Here is an 11,642-nt window from a genome sequence, read left to right as displayed (position 1 = left end):
CAGGAGAACACCACCATGACCACCACGCAGAACCTCCGCGTCGCCGTCGTCGGCGCCGGCATGATGGGCGCGGACCACGTCCGCCGCATCACCGCCAAGATCTCGAACGCCGACGTCGTCGCCGTCGTCGAGCCCGACCAGGCCCGTGCCGCCGCGGCAGCGGCCCTGGCACCCGGCGCGATCACCGCCGCGTCCTTCGACGAGGCACTCGAGCAGACCGAGATCGACGCCGTCATCATCGCGACGCCGGGCTTCCTGCACGAGCCGATCCTGGTGACGGCGCTCGAGCGCGGGCTCACCGTCCTGTGCGAGAAGCCGCTGACGACCAGCGCCGAGGACTCGCTGCGCATCGTGGAGCTCGAACAGCAGCACGCCGCCCGACCCGTCATCCAGGTCGGCTTCATGCGCCGGTTCGACACGGGCTACCAGGAGCTCAAGGCCCTGCGCGAGTCGGGGGCGAACGGCGCTTTGCTCGCCCTGCACCACGCGCACCGCAACCCGACGACGCCGCCGAACTTCAGCGAGTCGATGCTCATCCACGACTCGGTGATCCACGAGATCGACATCATCCCGTTCCTGACCGGCGAAGCGATCACGAGCGTCGAGGTGAAGAAGCCGCGCAAGAACTCCCTCGCGCCGGCCGACCTGCCCGAGCCGCAGTTCGTCCTGTTCACCACCGAGTCCGGCACCATGGCGATCGTCGAGATCAACGTGAACGCCCAGTTCGGCTACCAGGTCACCACCGACGCCGTGTTCGAGTCCGGTGTCGCCTACATCGGCCGCGACACCTCGCTCTCGCTCGCCGCAGCCGGGGCGACCTCGCAGGGCGTCACGCCCTCGTTCAAGGAGCGGTTCGCCGCCGCCTACGACGAAGAGGTGCAGCGCTGGGTCGACGCGGCCCGGACCGGTGGCATCGACGGGCCGAGCGCCTGGGACGGCTACACGGCTTCGGTCGTCGCCGAGGTCGCCGTCCGGGCCCAACAGTCCGGCGCGCACGAAGTGGTCGAGTACGCGGTCGCGAAGCCGGCGTTCTACGACGAGACGAGCGACGCGACTGCGCCGGCCGCGCTCGCCGGGGCCTGATCGATGCCGAAGATCGCGCTCGACCCCACCCCGTTCCACCACGACCTGTCGCTGCTCGAGTTCCCGCGCAAGGTCGCGGAGCTCGGCTACGAGTACCTGCAGCTCACGCCGCACAAGGACTTCATCCCCTTCTACCGGCACCCCAAGGCAGACGACGACCTGGTCGACGCGTTCGCCGCGGCCTGCCGTGACGCCGGGGTCCAGGTGGCGAGCGTGCTGCCGGTGCTGCGCTGGTCGGGCCCGGACGAGGACGCCCGACAGGCTGCGGTGCGGAAGTGGAAGCGGGTCATCGAGATCACGAAGCGCCTCGGCGTGGACACCATCAACACGGAGTTCTCCGGCCGCCCCGAGCGCGCTGAGGAGTCCGAGGACCAGTTCTACCGGTCGATGGAGGAACTGCTGCCGATCATCGAGGACGCCGGCATCCGCGTGCTCGTCGACCCGCACCCCGACGACTTCGTCGAGGACGGGCTCGAGGCGCTCCGGGTGATCCGCGGCCTGAACTCGAAGCACGTGGGCTTCGTCTACGTCGCGTGCCACACGTTCCACTACGGCGGCAACATGGACGAGATCATCGACGCTGCCGGGGACTCGCTGCAGCTGGTCCACGTCGCCGACGCGTACGACCACCGTCGCTCACACGGCCTGCGCTACATCACGAACCCGCCCGGCAATCCGGTCCGCGTGCACCAGCACCTGCCGGTCGGCCAGGCGGACGTCGACTTCGACGCCTTCTGGGCGGCGCTCGACCGGGTCGGTTTCTCGGCGCGCGAGGACACCGTCGCGGTCTCGAGCGTCTTCGCCGAGGACGAGAACGCCGACGCGGTGTCGCGGTTCCAACTCGACACGATCACGAAGGGGCTCCACCGATGACCACCACTCTCGAAACGCAGGCGTCCACCGACGCCGACTCCCGCCCCGTCACCCTGCAGGCCGCGGAGCAGACCCCGACCGCCCTGTGGAACGACTCCGCCGACCCGCGCGAACTGTCGACCGCCATCCACGAGTACGGTGCCGTCGGTGCGACCTGCAACCCGGTGATCGCGTACACCTGCATCCAGCAGGACCCGGAGACCTGGGTCCCGCGCATCCGCGAGATCGCCGAGGAGCACCCGACGGCGGGGGAGTCCTGGATCGGCTGGAAGGCCGTCGAGGAGCTCTCCATCGCCGCCGCGGCGCAGCTGCTGCCCGCGTTCGAGGCGTCCGGCGGACGGAACGGTCGACTGTCCATGCAGACCGACCCCCGGTTCCACCGCGACGCCGACGCGCTCGTCGAGCAGGCCGTCCGGTTCTCGCAGCTCGCGCCGAACATCATCGTGAAGATCCCCGCCACCGAGGTCGGCATCGCCGCGATCGAGGAAGCCGCCTACCGCGGGGTCTCGATCAACGCCACGGTGTCCTTCACCGTGCCGCAGGTCGTCGCCGTGGGCGAGGCCATCGAGCGGGCACTCGACCGCCGTGCTGCCGAGGGCCTGCCGGAGCAGGAGTTCGGCCACGTCGTCACCCTGATGGCCGGCCGCTTCGACGACTGGCTGAAGACCGTCGTCAAGCGCGACCACGTGATGGTGGACCCGGGCATCCTCGAGTGGGCCGGTGTCGCCGCGGTGAAGAACGCCTACCGCGTCTTCCAGGAGCGTGGGTTCCGCTCGCGGGTGCTGGTCGCCGCGTTCCGCAACGCACTGCAGTGGTCGGAGTTCCAGGGCGGCGACCTGGTCGTGTCGCCGCCGTTCCAGTGGACGAAGGACATCAACGACAACGCGTTCCCGTTCCGTCCGCACGCCATCGACGACGAGGTCCCCGTGCACGTCATCGAGGCGCTCCGGGCCGCGACGCCGGAGTTCGCCCGCGGCTACGACGTGGACGGCATGACGATCGACGAGTTCGACCGCTTCGGTGCGACCGTGACGACGCTCCGGCAGTTCCTAGACGCCGACGCGAAGCTCGACGCACTGGTCCGCGACATCATCGTCCCCGCTGTCTGAGACGGGACCTGATGCGCGGCGCGATCCGCGGTCGGAATGACGGGTCGCGCCCCGCGCGCTGACGCACCAGCCTGGAGGCCCGGTGCCGGTCCCTGAGACCGGCACCGGGCCTCCAGGCGGTTACTTCATGTGCTGACAAAGTCAGCCGCATCGGCTACGCTCGTTGGCGCGCTCCAACGCGCGTCACCTGAACGAAGGAGTTCTCCATGGACAGCATCGGCGTCGGGCTGATCTCGGTCGGCTGGATGGGGCGGTTGCACTCGCGTGCCTACCGAGCGTTGCCGGACCACTTCCCGGAGCTCGGCGTCCAGCCGCGGCTCGTCGTCGCGGCCGATCCGATCGAGGCGGCACGCGACCAGGCGGTGACGCGGCTCGGGTACGAGCGGGCCGTCGCCGACTACCACGAGGTCCTCGCCGACCCGGCGGTCGACGTCGTGTCGATCTGTTCGCCGAACTTCCTGCACCGCGAGATGGCCGTCGCCGCGGCCGAGGCGGGCAAGCCGTTCTGGATCGAGAAGCCGATGGGGCGGTACGCCAGCGACTCGCGCTCCATCCACCAGGCGGTGCAGCGCGCCGGCGTCATCACGAGCGTCGGCTTCAACTACCGGCATGCCCCGGCCATCGAGCGCGCCCGGGAACTCGTCCGCAACGGGCGGCTCGGCCGGATCACGAACGTGCGCGGGTCGTTGCTCGCCGACTACTCGTCCGACCCGGCGGCCCCGCTGACCTGGCGCTTCGAGCGTGAGCGCGCCGGATCGGGTGTCCTCGGCGACCTGCTGTCGCACGGACTCGACCTGGCGCAGTACGTGGTCGGGCGGATTGCCTCGGTCAGTGCGCTCGCCGAGACGTTCATCGAGTCGCGGCCCCGCCCGGCTGCCGGCATCGTCGACCGCAGTGCCGCTGCGACCGGTGAGCTCGGTGCCGTCGAGAACGAGGACTACGCCGCGCTGCTGTTCCGGTTCGAGGACGGTGCGGTCGGCACGATGGACTCGAGTCGCGTCATGCGTGGGCCGCACGCCGAGTACACGCTCGAGATCTACGGCACCCGCGGTTCGGTCCGGTGGGACTTCCAGCGCCTCAACGAGCTCGAGGTGTACCTGGACGGCCAGGAGGCCGACGGGTACGCGACGCACTACGTCGCTCCCGGGGACGGCGAGTTCGCCCGGTTCCAGCCGGGCGCCGGCACCGCGATGGGCTACGACGACCTGAAGACGATCGAGGCGGCGCAGTTCATCGCGAGCGTGCAGCGCGGGGAACAGCTCGCGCCCTCGGTCGCCGACGGGCTGGCTGCCGCGTCGATCGTCGAGGCCGCGGAGGCCTCGCTGGTCGACGGCTCGTGGCACGACGTCGCTCGTGTCGACGGGCCGCTGACGTACGGGGCGCCGACGCCGAGGTTCTAGACACCTGGCCGTCCTTGCTTGTTAGTATGTAAGGACAAAGTCCGAGCAACCAGGAGGCACCATGCCGCTCGTCCGTATCGACCTCGCCACCGGCCGCACGCCGGAGGCCGTCCGTGGCATCGCTGACGCCATCCACCAGGCCATCGTCGACGTGTACGGGATCCCGGTGCGGGACCGGTTCCAGGTGATCACCGAGCACCCCGCGCAGCAGATCATCGCCGAGGACGCCGGGCTGGGGTTCGAGCGCACCGAGGGCGTCATCGTCATCCAGGTGTTCACGCAGCGCGGGCGGAGCGACGAGGCGAAGGCGGCGCTGTACCGGGCGATCCACGACGCCCTCGCGGCGATCGGTGTCGCGTCCGAGGACGTCTTCATCGGCTACGTCGAGAACGGGCCGCAGGACTGGTCGTTCGGCTTCGGCCGTGCCCAGTACGTCACGGGCGAGCTCGGGGTGCCCGCGCTCGGTTGAGGTGGTGCGGGCGTGGGCGCGGTGCGGGTGCGGGTGCGGGGTGGTGCGGGTTGGTCACGACACCCCGCTCAGTTCCGCCGAGTGGTCACGAACTGTCGGTTGCCGGGCCTCCGGGCGACAGTTCGTGACCACTCGGCACACCGCCGACAGTGTGTCGTGACCCCTCGCCGAGCAGCCCCGGGCGACAGAACGTGACCGCTCGGCCGAGTGACCGGTCGGCCTACTTGTCGACGAGTGTGACCTCGAACGAGTACCGGTCCGGGCGGTAGCAGTGCACGCCGTACTCGACCGCACGGCCCGAGGCGTCGTACGCGGTGCGGCTCATCGTGAGCACCGGGTCGCCGTCCTCGATCTCGAGCAGGCCGGCCTCTTCGTCGGTGACCGCACGGGCCCCGATCCGTTGCTTCGCCACCCGCATCGTGACACCTCGGCCGCGCAGCAGCTGGTACAGCCCGTACGCCTGCAGGTCCTCGTCGGTCAGGTCGAGGAACTCCGGCGGCAGGTAGTTCTCGAGGATCGCCATCGGGACGTCCTCGGCGAACCGCACCCGCCGGATGTGCGCGACGGTCGTGCCGGGCTCGATGCTCAGTGCCGCGGCGACCTCGTCGGACGCGGGGACGTCGTTGCGCTGCAGGAGCTTCGTCGCCGGAGCCTGCGCACCCTGCGCCAGGTCGTCGTACAGGCTCGTCAACTCGACCTTGCGGGTCACCGGCCCGTGCACGACCTGGGTCCCGATGCCGCGGCGGCGCACCAGCAGACCCTTGTCGACGAGGTCCTGGATCGCGCGACGGATCGTCGGCCGCGACAGACCGAGACGCTCACCGAGGGCGATCTCGTTCTCGAGCCGGGCCCCTGGTGGCATCGCGCCGGAGCGGATCGACTCCTCGATGCGCGAGGCGACCTGGAAGTAGAGGGGCATGGGACCCGACCGGTCCAGGTCCATGAACAGGTCGGACGGCAGCTGGCCTTCGTTGGTCATCGCGGTCCTTCACACGTGCGGAGATGCCGGCGTCGGTGCCGACGGCATTGTCGTGACAATACCACCGGGGATGTGGCGCCCCGGCCGCGCGCAGCGGGCGTTGCGTCAGTCGGCGAACACCGTCAGTCAGCGCAGACCGTCAGTCGGCGAACACCGTCAGTCAGCGCAGACCGTCAGTCGGCGAACACCATCGGTCGGTTCGACAGCCGCGGCTGGTTCGCGCCCTTCGGCTTCTCGGCGCGCGCGCGGACCGGGGCGATCGTCACCCGGGTCACCGCGCCGAGCGCCTCGACCGTCTCGACGCCGTGGTGCCCGGCGGCGTGCACGACGATCGCGGCGCAGGCCTCGGCGTCGGCGGCGGCGTCGTGGTGCTGGAACCCCTCGAACCCGGCCGCCATCGCGGCGACCGGCAGGCGGTACGAGTCGAGCGTGTAGGTCTTGCGGGCGACCGCCAGGGAGCACAGCGAGTGGTGCTCGGCCAGGTCGATCCCCGTCGCGGAGCACCCACCGGCGATGACGCCCATGTCGAAGCGGGCGTTGTGCGCCACCAGGACGTCGCCCTCGGCGAAGGCCACCAGGTCGGGGTACTGCTGCTCCCACGTCTTGGCGTGCGTGACGTCCTCGGCGACGATGCCGTGGATCCGCGTGTTCCACTCCAGGAACGCGTCGTGCCCGAACGGCGGGCGGATGAACCACGACGCCCGATCGACGACCCGGCCGGCTCGGACCTTCACGAGCCCGACGGAGCAGGCGCTGGCGGGCGAGCTGTTGGCGGTCTCGAAGTCGATCGCGGTGAAGTTCAACGGCACGGTCCCGATCGTCGCACGGGGTGCCGACATCGCCCTCCGTTCCCGTCGGCGTTGCGTGTGGCTACTCTCGCCACATGGGGAACGAGGCCGACCGACGTCCGCTCGTCCTGGTGCTCGCCGGTGCCGGCTACGGGCAGCAGGCGCCGCTGCTCTGGTGGACGAGCGAGATCGCCGTCGCGGCGGGGTGCGAGGTCGTTGCGCCACGATGGCAGGTCGACGACGCTGCCGGTGCCGATCCGGTCGGGTTCGTCGAGACCGCTGTCGCCGCGGCGCTGGCGGACCGGCTGCCCGACCTCGTCGTCGCGAAGTCGTTCGGCTGCTTCGCCCTGCCGTGGGCGATCCGCCACGAGGTGCCCGGCGTCTGGCTCACCCCGGTGCTGACGCATGACGACGTGGCCACAGCGCTCGCCGCCGCCACCGACGTGCACGTCGCGATCGGGGGTGGAGACGACACGATGTGGCGCCCCGAGCGGGTCTCGGGGACTGCTGCGTGCCTCCAGACCGTCGACCGTGCCGACCACTCGCTCCAGGTGGCCGGCGACTGGCGGCGCTCGCAGCGGCTGCAGGCCGACGTCTTCGACGTCGTCGAGCGGCGCGTCACGACCCTGCGGCCCAGGACGGGCGGGTCGCGTCCCCTGGTCTGACGGACGGACTGGAGGCCCGGGTCGGCTCCGACAGGCCGCCGCCGGTAGGCTGTGCTCCCGTGGCTCTCACCATCGGAATCGTCGGTCTCCCGAACGTCGGCAAGTCGACCCTGTTCAACGCCCTGACCAAGAACCAGGTCCTCGCCGCGAACTACCCGTTCGCGACGATCGAGCCGAACGTCGGGGTGGTGAACCTGCCCGACTCGCGGCTCGACCAGCTCGCCGAGCTCTTCCACTCGGAGAAGACCGTGCCGGCGCCGGTGTCGTTCGTCGACATCGCGGGCATCGTCAAGGGCGCGAGCGAGGGCGAAGGCCTGGGCAACAAGTTCCTCGCCAACATCCGCGAGGCCGACGCCATCGCGCAGGTCGTCCGCGGCTTCACCGACGACGACGTCGTGCACGTCGCGAACAAGGTCTCCCCGAAGGACGACCTCGAGGTCATCAACACCGAGCTGATCCTCGCCGACATGGAGACCATCGACAAGGCACTCCCGCGGTACGAGAAGATGCTCAAGCTCAAGCAGGCCGAGCCGATCGTGCTCGAGACCGCTCGCGAGTCCCGTGCCGCGCTCGAGCAGGGCACGCTGCTGTCCGCCACCAAGATCGACCTGTCACCGATCGCCGAGCTCGGCCTGCTCAGCGCCAAGCCCTTCATCTTCGTGTTCAACGTCGACGAGGCGATCCTGACCGACGAGTCGCGCAAGGCCGAACTGGCCGCGCTCGTCGCCCCGGCGCAGGCTGTGTTCCTCGACGCCCAGGTCGAGTCGGAGCTCATCGACCTCGACCCGGCCGACGCCGCCGAACTGCTCGAGTCGACCGGTCAGACCGAGTCGGGCCTCGACCAGCTCGCCCGCATCGGGTTCGACACCCTCGGGCTGCAGACCTACCTGACGGCCGGTCCGAAGGAAGCCCGTGCGTGGACGATCGGCAAGGGGTGGAAGGCTCCCCAGGCTGCCGGCGTCATCCACACCGACTTCGAGAAGGGCTTCATCAAGGCCGAGGTCATCTCGTTCGACGACCTGATGGAAGCCGGCTCGATCGCCGAGGCCCGCGCTGCCGGCAAGGCCCGCATCGAGGGCAAGGACTACGTCATGCAGGACGGCGACGTGGTGGAGTTCCGCTTCAACAACTGATCTGCCGGCGTGGTTCGTCGTGCGCCAGGATGAGCGCATGACGAATGCACAGGCAGGGTGGTACGACGACGGCTCCGGCACCATGCGGTGGTGGGACGGTTCCGCGTGGACGGAGCAGGTGCAGCAGCAGGCACCCGTGGCGTCGGGTGTCGGTGGAGTGATCGGCCGGATCCAGGCCGAAGCCGCTTCGGGTGGTCAGCCGCGTCCGGCGCAGAACGGCATGAGCTACGTCGTGCTGCAGGTGGTGCTCAAGGAGAAGTTCTTCGGCACGGGTTCGGGCAACCTCACCGAGCTCGAGAAGGCGATCAACGCGCAGGCTGCGCTCGGGTACCGGCTGCACACGATCACGACGGCTTCCTCGGGGAGCACTGGCTTCGGTGGCGGGGACCGGGTGCAGGCCACGATGGTCTTCGAGCGCCTGAACTGAGGCGAGCGGTCCGAGTCGTCGGGACGCCCGGTGGGGTCAGTCGACGAGCGCCAGAATCACCGCGGGGATGCGGTGCTCGATCGCGTCCCAGACGATCTCCTTCCGTGCCTTTCGGTAGTCGTGCGACAGGATGTTGCGGGTCTTGCGGACGGCCGCGAGTGACAGGTCGGACGGGAGTCGTGCCTCCCGGTCCTGGGGGATGCGACCGAGCAGGTCGTCGAAGTGGATGATGACCGCTTCGGCTGCTCGGTAGGTGAGGCTGCGGGTCGCGTCGAACTCGCTCCGCCCGTGCTCGACGATCATGGAGCACTCGGCGAGCAGGTCGAGGAAGCTAGTCTGCAGCGACGGCCACCGCTCTTCGAGGGCAGCAGGGTCACGGTCGTTGCGGGGCCGAGGCGTGAACCGGGGAGCCGGCATCACAGCGGCACGGCTTCGTCGAGGACGTGGGTGAAGTGCTCGTCGTCTTCGAGGTCGTCGGTGAGGACGTCGACCTCGAAACCGGTGATGCGCTCGACCTCGTGCGCGAATCCACCGAGATCGAACAGCGATGCCGCGGGGGTCAGGTGGACCAGCAGGTCGATGTCACTGCGTTCGGTGTCCTGCCCGCGGACCGCGGAGCCGAAGACGCGGACGTCGTCGAGGTGGAAGCGCTTCGCCTCGTCGAGGATCGCGTCGGCGTAGACGGCGAGCGGGATGCTCGGGCGGGTGTGGGCCGCTTCGAGGATCCGCCGGAGCGACTCCGGGCGCGGCCGCTTCCGTCCGCTCTCGTACGCCGAGATGGTGGGCTGCTGCATGCCGGCGGCGGCAGCGAGACCGGTCTGCGAGAGACCGAGGTCCTCGCGGGCAGCGCGGATGAGTTCCGCGGCACGATCGACCCGCATGACGACCTCCCTATAGCTCTCGACTATAGAGGACGCGCCCTTGCTGCTGAAGTGGCATGGGGGACTAGATTCGGCTCGTCCAGTGCCCGAGGAGGCCCCCATGCCGTACGTCGTCGACTTCGTGAACGTGTCCACGGTGGGGCTCGAGACATCGCCGGTGGTGGATGCGCTCGCCGGACTCCGTGCGAACGAGGCCCGTTACTTCAAGAACAAGTACGACCACGACCTCACTACGCGTCCTGCCGCCGAGGCTCCCGAGCTGGTCGAGTACGTCGCCCGCGTACTCGTGGAGGAGCGGGGGCTCGTGATCGCGTCCCCGCCACTCGAGGCCACCGAAGCAGTGGTCGACGGCGTCCGCTGGACCTACGTCTTCTACGAGTCCGGCCTGGTGATCAACGTGCTCTACACACTCGAACCGGGCGGCAAGCGAGCGGTCGGGTTCAAGCTCTCCGACGGCATGGACGTGCCGGAGGAGCTCGCCGACAAGTTCAAGTTCGCCCGGCAGCGGTCGAAGCTCGCGGGCACGATCCGCGGCTCGTTCTTCGTGATCAAGGGCGAGTACTGACGCGTCGCACCGTGGCTGCCCCGGGAACGACGAAGCGCCGCCGAGCGGACTCGGCGGCGCTTCGTGGTGGTGCTGGTGGGACCTAGGCCGCGAGGGCCATCTCGCCCGCCTGCACGGACTGTGCCTGCAGCAGGGTGCGGCTGGCCTCGCCCGCCCAGGAGCGGCCCGGGACGGTCCAGCCGGCCTCGCCGACGGCGTCGAGCCGGGTGCCCCGGGTGACGAAGGTCCCCAGGTCGTCGGCCGCGATGCGCACGAGGTACTCGCGCTGCGAGCGGTCGTCGCGCACCGGGAACTCGGCGATGCGGTCCGGGGTGATCGTCGGGGCCGCGAGTGCGGTCCCGAACACGGTGATTCGTTCGTTGCTGGTCATGGTGCTGTACTTCCTGGTCATTCGGCGCCAGGGCGACTCGGTGTCGGCGGACGTCTCAGTCCAGCGCGACGCATCGAGTGCGGGGCGCGCACGTCGAGTTTCAACGTGCAGCTCGTCCGTTCGGATCGAGCGGTGTCTCGAGTGGAATGCGACTCGGGTGAGTCGGTGTCGAGAGATTGGTGTGCGCGAGTCAGATGGGTTCGCTGCAGTGCACCAACCAGATACTATACGCCCACCCCGCCGAGAAGTCCAGCAAGCGACCGGAACGAGCGTCAGGACGCCAGGAAGGCCGCCCAGCGGTCCCCGCCTGCGGCGACGTTCCCCGAGCCGTCGAGGCGGGCCGCGGCCGAGGAAGGCTTGCGCGAGGCCTGTTCGTGGATCAGCCCGTCGAACGACGCCGAGAAGTCCAGGCGGGGCAGCGCGGCCGTGACGTCCCGCAGGTCGTCCGACGACCACTTGTCGAAGCCGACACCGGAGACGTCGAGCGAGGTCGCCACCTCGAGCAGGTGCCCTTCGGCGTCGACCTCGGGGTCGACGGATCGCCACATGTGCCGCTCGATGATCTCCCCGACCCGACGGGCTCGCACGGCGTCCCACCCGGCACCGAGCGCGAAGACCGAACCCACGGCGCCGCCGGCGTCCTCGAAGGGCACCCGGTGGGCGTCGAACGACGGGGTGACGCCGAGGTCGTGCAGCATCGTCGCGACGAAGAGCAGCTCGGGGTCCGGTTCGAGGTCGACCGTCGGGGCGAGCAGGACGGCCCAGGCCCACGAGCGCAGGCAGTGGTGCACGAGGGCGGGTTCGGACCATGCCCGCACGACGTCCAGTGCGCGCGCAGCGACGGGGGAGGGCGGGGTGAGCAGGGCTTCGACGTCGAGCGACATGGCACGACAGTAGCGG

The 11,642-nt window shown here is 69.8% G+C and carries 15 protein-coding genes; 9 read left to right on the top strand and 6 right to left on the bottom strand.

Annotation, left to right across the window (positions count from 1 at the left end; all coding sequences use genetic code 11):
• The first annotated feature begins 15 nt into the window (after positions 1-15).
• The 5 genes from DEJ27_RS07935 to DEJ27_RS07915 all read left to right on the top strand — a co-directional run bounded on the left by DEJ27_RS07935 (position 16) and on the right by DEJ27_RS07915 (position 4,934).
• Entirely contained in the window at positions 16-1,083 is a 1,068-nt protein-coding gene (locus DEJ27_RS07935) for a Gfo/Idh/MocA family protein (RefSeq protein WP_111090660.1), read from the top strand.
• Positions 1,084-1,086: 3 nt separating this feature from the next.
• Positions 1,087-1,956 carry a sugar phosphate isomerase/epimerase family protein gene (locus DEJ27_RS07930; protein WP_111090659.1) on the top strand — a complete coding sequence of 290 codons (870 nt, stop codon included), beginning with the start codon at positions 1,087-1,089 and terminating at the stop codon, positions 1,954-1,956.
• Positions 1,953-3,065 (top strand): transaldolase family protein, encoded by a 1,113-nt coding sequence (locus DEJ27_RS07925; protein WP_111090658.1) that lies wholly within the window; start codon positions 1,953-1,955, stop codon positions 3,063-3,065. Before DEJ27_RS07930 ends, DEJ27_RS07925 begins: the two co-directional genes overlap by 4 nt.
• A 206-nt stretch (positions 3,066-3,271) precedes the next feature.
• Entirely contained in the window at positions 3,272-4,465 is a 1,194-nt protein-coding gene (locus DEJ27_RS07920; protein WP_111090657.1) for a Gfo/Idh/MocA family protein, read from the top strand.
• A 61-nt stretch (positions 4,466-4,526) separates the two neighbouring features.
• Complete coding sequence (locus DEJ27_RS07915; RefSeq protein WP_111090656.1) at positions 4,527-4,934, top strand: tautomerase family protein; 408 nt, start codon at positions 4,527-4,529, stop codon at positions 4,932-4,934.
• A gap of 220 nt (positions 4,935-5,154) precedes the next feature.
• Here the strand turns inward: DEJ27_RS07915 and DEJ27_RS07910 are convergent, their stop codons facing one another.
• Entirely contained in the window at positions 5,155-5,913 is a 759-nt protein-coding gene (locus tag DEJ27_RS07910; protein WP_071405736.1) for a GntR family transcriptional regulator, read from the bottom strand.
• 173 nt (positions 5,914-6,086) lie between these two features.
• Positions 6,087-6,752: an exonuclease domain-containing protein gene (locus tag DEJ27_RS07905; protein WP_181420073.1), complete on the bottom strand. Its 666-nt coding sequence runs from the start codon at positions 6,750-6,752 to the stop codon at positions 6,087-6,089.
• Positions 6,753-6,796: 44 nt separating this feature from the next.
• Between DEJ27_RS07905 and DEJ27_RS07900 the strand changes: the two genes are divergently transcribed.
• Genes DEJ27_RS07900 through DEJ27_RS07890 form a run of 3 tightly spaced genes read left to right on the top strand, consistent with a single transcriptional unit; the run spans position 6,797 to position 8,926 of the window.
• Positions 6,797-7,366, top strand: a complete 570-nt coding sequence (locus tag DEJ27_RS07900) for a hypothetical protein (RefSeq protein WP_110860661.1) — start codon at positions 6,797-6,799, stop codon at positions 7,364-7,366.
• A gap of 59 nt (positions 7,367-7,425) precedes the next feature.
• Positions 7,426-8,499, top strand: a complete 1,074-nt coding sequence (gene ychF / locus DEJ27_RS07895; RefSeq protein ID WP_110860659.1) for a redox-regulated ATPase YchF — start codon at positions 7,426-7,428, stop codon at positions 8,497-8,499.
• A gap of 37 nt (positions 8,500-8,536) precedes the next feature.
• The gene (locus DEJ27_RS07890; RefSeq protein ID WP_110860615.1) at positions 8,537-8,926 is read left to right on the top strand and encodes a DUF2510 domain-containing protein; all 390 of its coding nucleotides are present in this window, start codon (positions 8,537-8,539) and stop codon (positions 8,924-8,926) included.
• A 36-nt stretch (positions 8,927-8,962) separates the two neighbouring features.
• Here the strand turns inward: DEJ27_RS07890 and DEJ27_RS07885 are convergent, their stop codons facing one another.
• Together DEJ27_RS07885 and DEJ27_RS07880 are read right to left on the bottom strand one after the other, a co-directional pair.
• Positions 8,963-9,343, bottom strand: coding sequence for a HepT-like ribonuclease domain-containing protein (locus DEJ27_RS07885; protein WP_110860612.1), 381 nt, complete (start codon positions 9,341-9,343; stop codon positions 8,963-8,965).
• Positions 9,343-9,807, bottom strand: coding sequence for a helix-turn-helix domain-containing protein (locus DEJ27_RS07880; RefSeq protein WP_110860610.1), 465 nt, complete (start codon positions 9,805-9,807; stop codon positions 9,343-9,345). Before DEJ27_RS07880 ends, DEJ27_RS07885 begins: the two co-directional genes overlap by 1 nt.
• 100 nt (positions 9,808-9,907) lie before the next feature.
• Between DEJ27_RS07880 and DEJ27_RS07875 the strand changes: the two genes are divergently transcribed.
• Positions 9,908-10,372, top strand: a complete 465-nt coding sequence (locus DEJ27_RS07875) for a phage tail protein (protein WP_110860608.1) — start codon at positions 9,908-9,910, stop codon at positions 10,370-10,372.
• 82 nt (positions 10,373-10,454) lie between these two features.
• Here DEJ27_RS07875 and DEJ27_RS07870 read toward each other — a convergent pair whose 3' ends face one another.
• Both DEJ27_RS07870 and DEJ27_RS07865 read right to left on the bottom strand, forming a co-directional pair.
• Positions 10,455-10,742, bottom strand: a complete 288-nt coding sequence (locus tag DEJ27_RS07870) for a hypothetical protein (protein ID WP_017887091.1) — start codon at positions 10,740-10,742, stop codon at positions 10,455-10,457.
• A gap of 272 nt (positions 10,743-11,014) precedes the next feature.
• Positions 11,015-11,626, bottom strand: coding sequence for an HD domain-containing protein (locus DEJ27_RS07865; RefSeq protein ID WP_110860605.1), 612 nt, complete (start codon positions 11,624-11,626; stop codon positions 11,015-11,017).
• Between the last annotated feature and the right edge of the window lie 16 nt (positions 11,627-11,642).

The sequence above is a fragment of the Curtobacterium sp. MCPF17_018 genome, assembly GCF_003234135.1.
In the GTDB taxonomy this organism is placed as follows: Bacteria; Actinomycetota; Actinomycetes; order Actinomycetales; family Microbacteriaceae; genus Curtobacterium; species Curtobacterium flaccumfaciens.
The sequence above is the reverse complement of the archived record's forward strand: the minus strand, read 5'-3'. Positions and strand labels throughout refer to the sequence as shown.

What these genes read in the sequence shown, in the direction of transcription:
- DEJ27_RS07920 (WP_111090657.1), top strand. Translation starts at nt 3,272, where the DNA reads ATGGACAGCATCGGCGTCGGGCTGATCTCGGTCGGCTGGATGGGGCGG.
- DEJ27_RS07935 (WP_111090660.1), top strand. Translation starts at nt 16, where the DNA reads ATGACCACCACGCAGAACCTCCGCGTCGCCGTCGTCGGCGCCGGCATG.
- DEJ27_RS07875 (WP_110860608.1), top strand. Translation starts at nt 9,908, where the DNA reads ATGCCGTACGTCGTCGACTTCGTGAACGTGTCCACGGTGGGGCTCGAG.
- DEJ27_RS07905 (WP_181420073.1), bottom strand. Translation starts at nt 6,752, where the DNA reads ATGTCGGCACCCCGTGCGACGATCGGGACCGTGCCGTTGAACTTCACC.
- DEJ27_RS07915 (WP_111090656.1), top strand. Translation starts at nt 4,527, where the DNA reads ATGCCGCTCGTCCGTATCGACCTCGCCACCGGCCGCACGCCGGAGGCC.
- DEJ27_RS07910 (WP_071405736.1), bottom strand. Translation starts at nt 5,913, where the DNA reads ATGACCAACGAAGGCCAGCTGCCGTCCGACCTGTTCATGGACCTGGAC.
- DEJ27_RS07865 (WP_110860605.1), bottom strand. Translation starts at nt 11,626, where the DNA reads ATGTCGCTCGACGTCGAAGCCCTGCTCACCCCGCCCTCCCCCGTCGCT.
- DEJ27_RS07885 (WP_110860612.1), bottom strand. Translation starts at nt 9,343, where the DNA reads ATGCCGGCTCCCCGGTTCACGCCTCGGCCCCGCAACGACCGTGACCCT.
- DEJ27_RS07890 (WP_110860615.1), top strand. Translation starts at nt 8,537, where the DNA reads ATGACGAATGCACAGGCAGGGTGGTACGACGACGGCTCCGGCACCATG.
- DEJ27_RS07925 (WP_111090658.1), top strand. Translation starts at nt 1,953, where the DNA reads ATGACCACCACTCTCGAAACGCAGGCGTCCACCGACGCCGACTCCCGC.
- DEJ27_RS07880 (WP_110860610.1), bottom strand. Translation starts at nt 9,807, where the DNA reads ATGCGGGTCGATCGTGCCGCGGAACTCATCCGCGCTGCCCGCGAGGAC.
- DEJ27_RS07870 (WP_017887091.1), bottom strand. Translation starts at nt 10,742, where the DNA reads ATGACCAGCAACGAACGAATCACCGTGTTCGGGACCGCACTCGCGGCC.
- DEJ27_RS07900 (WP_110860661.1), top strand. Translation starts at nt 6,797, where the DNA reads ATGGGGAACGAGGCCGACCGACGTCCGCTCGTCCTGGTGCTCGCCGGT.
- DEJ27_RS07930 (WP_111090659.1), top strand. Translation starts at nt 1,087, where the DNA reads ATGCCGAAGATCGCGCTCGACCCCACCCCGTTCCACCACGACCTGTCG.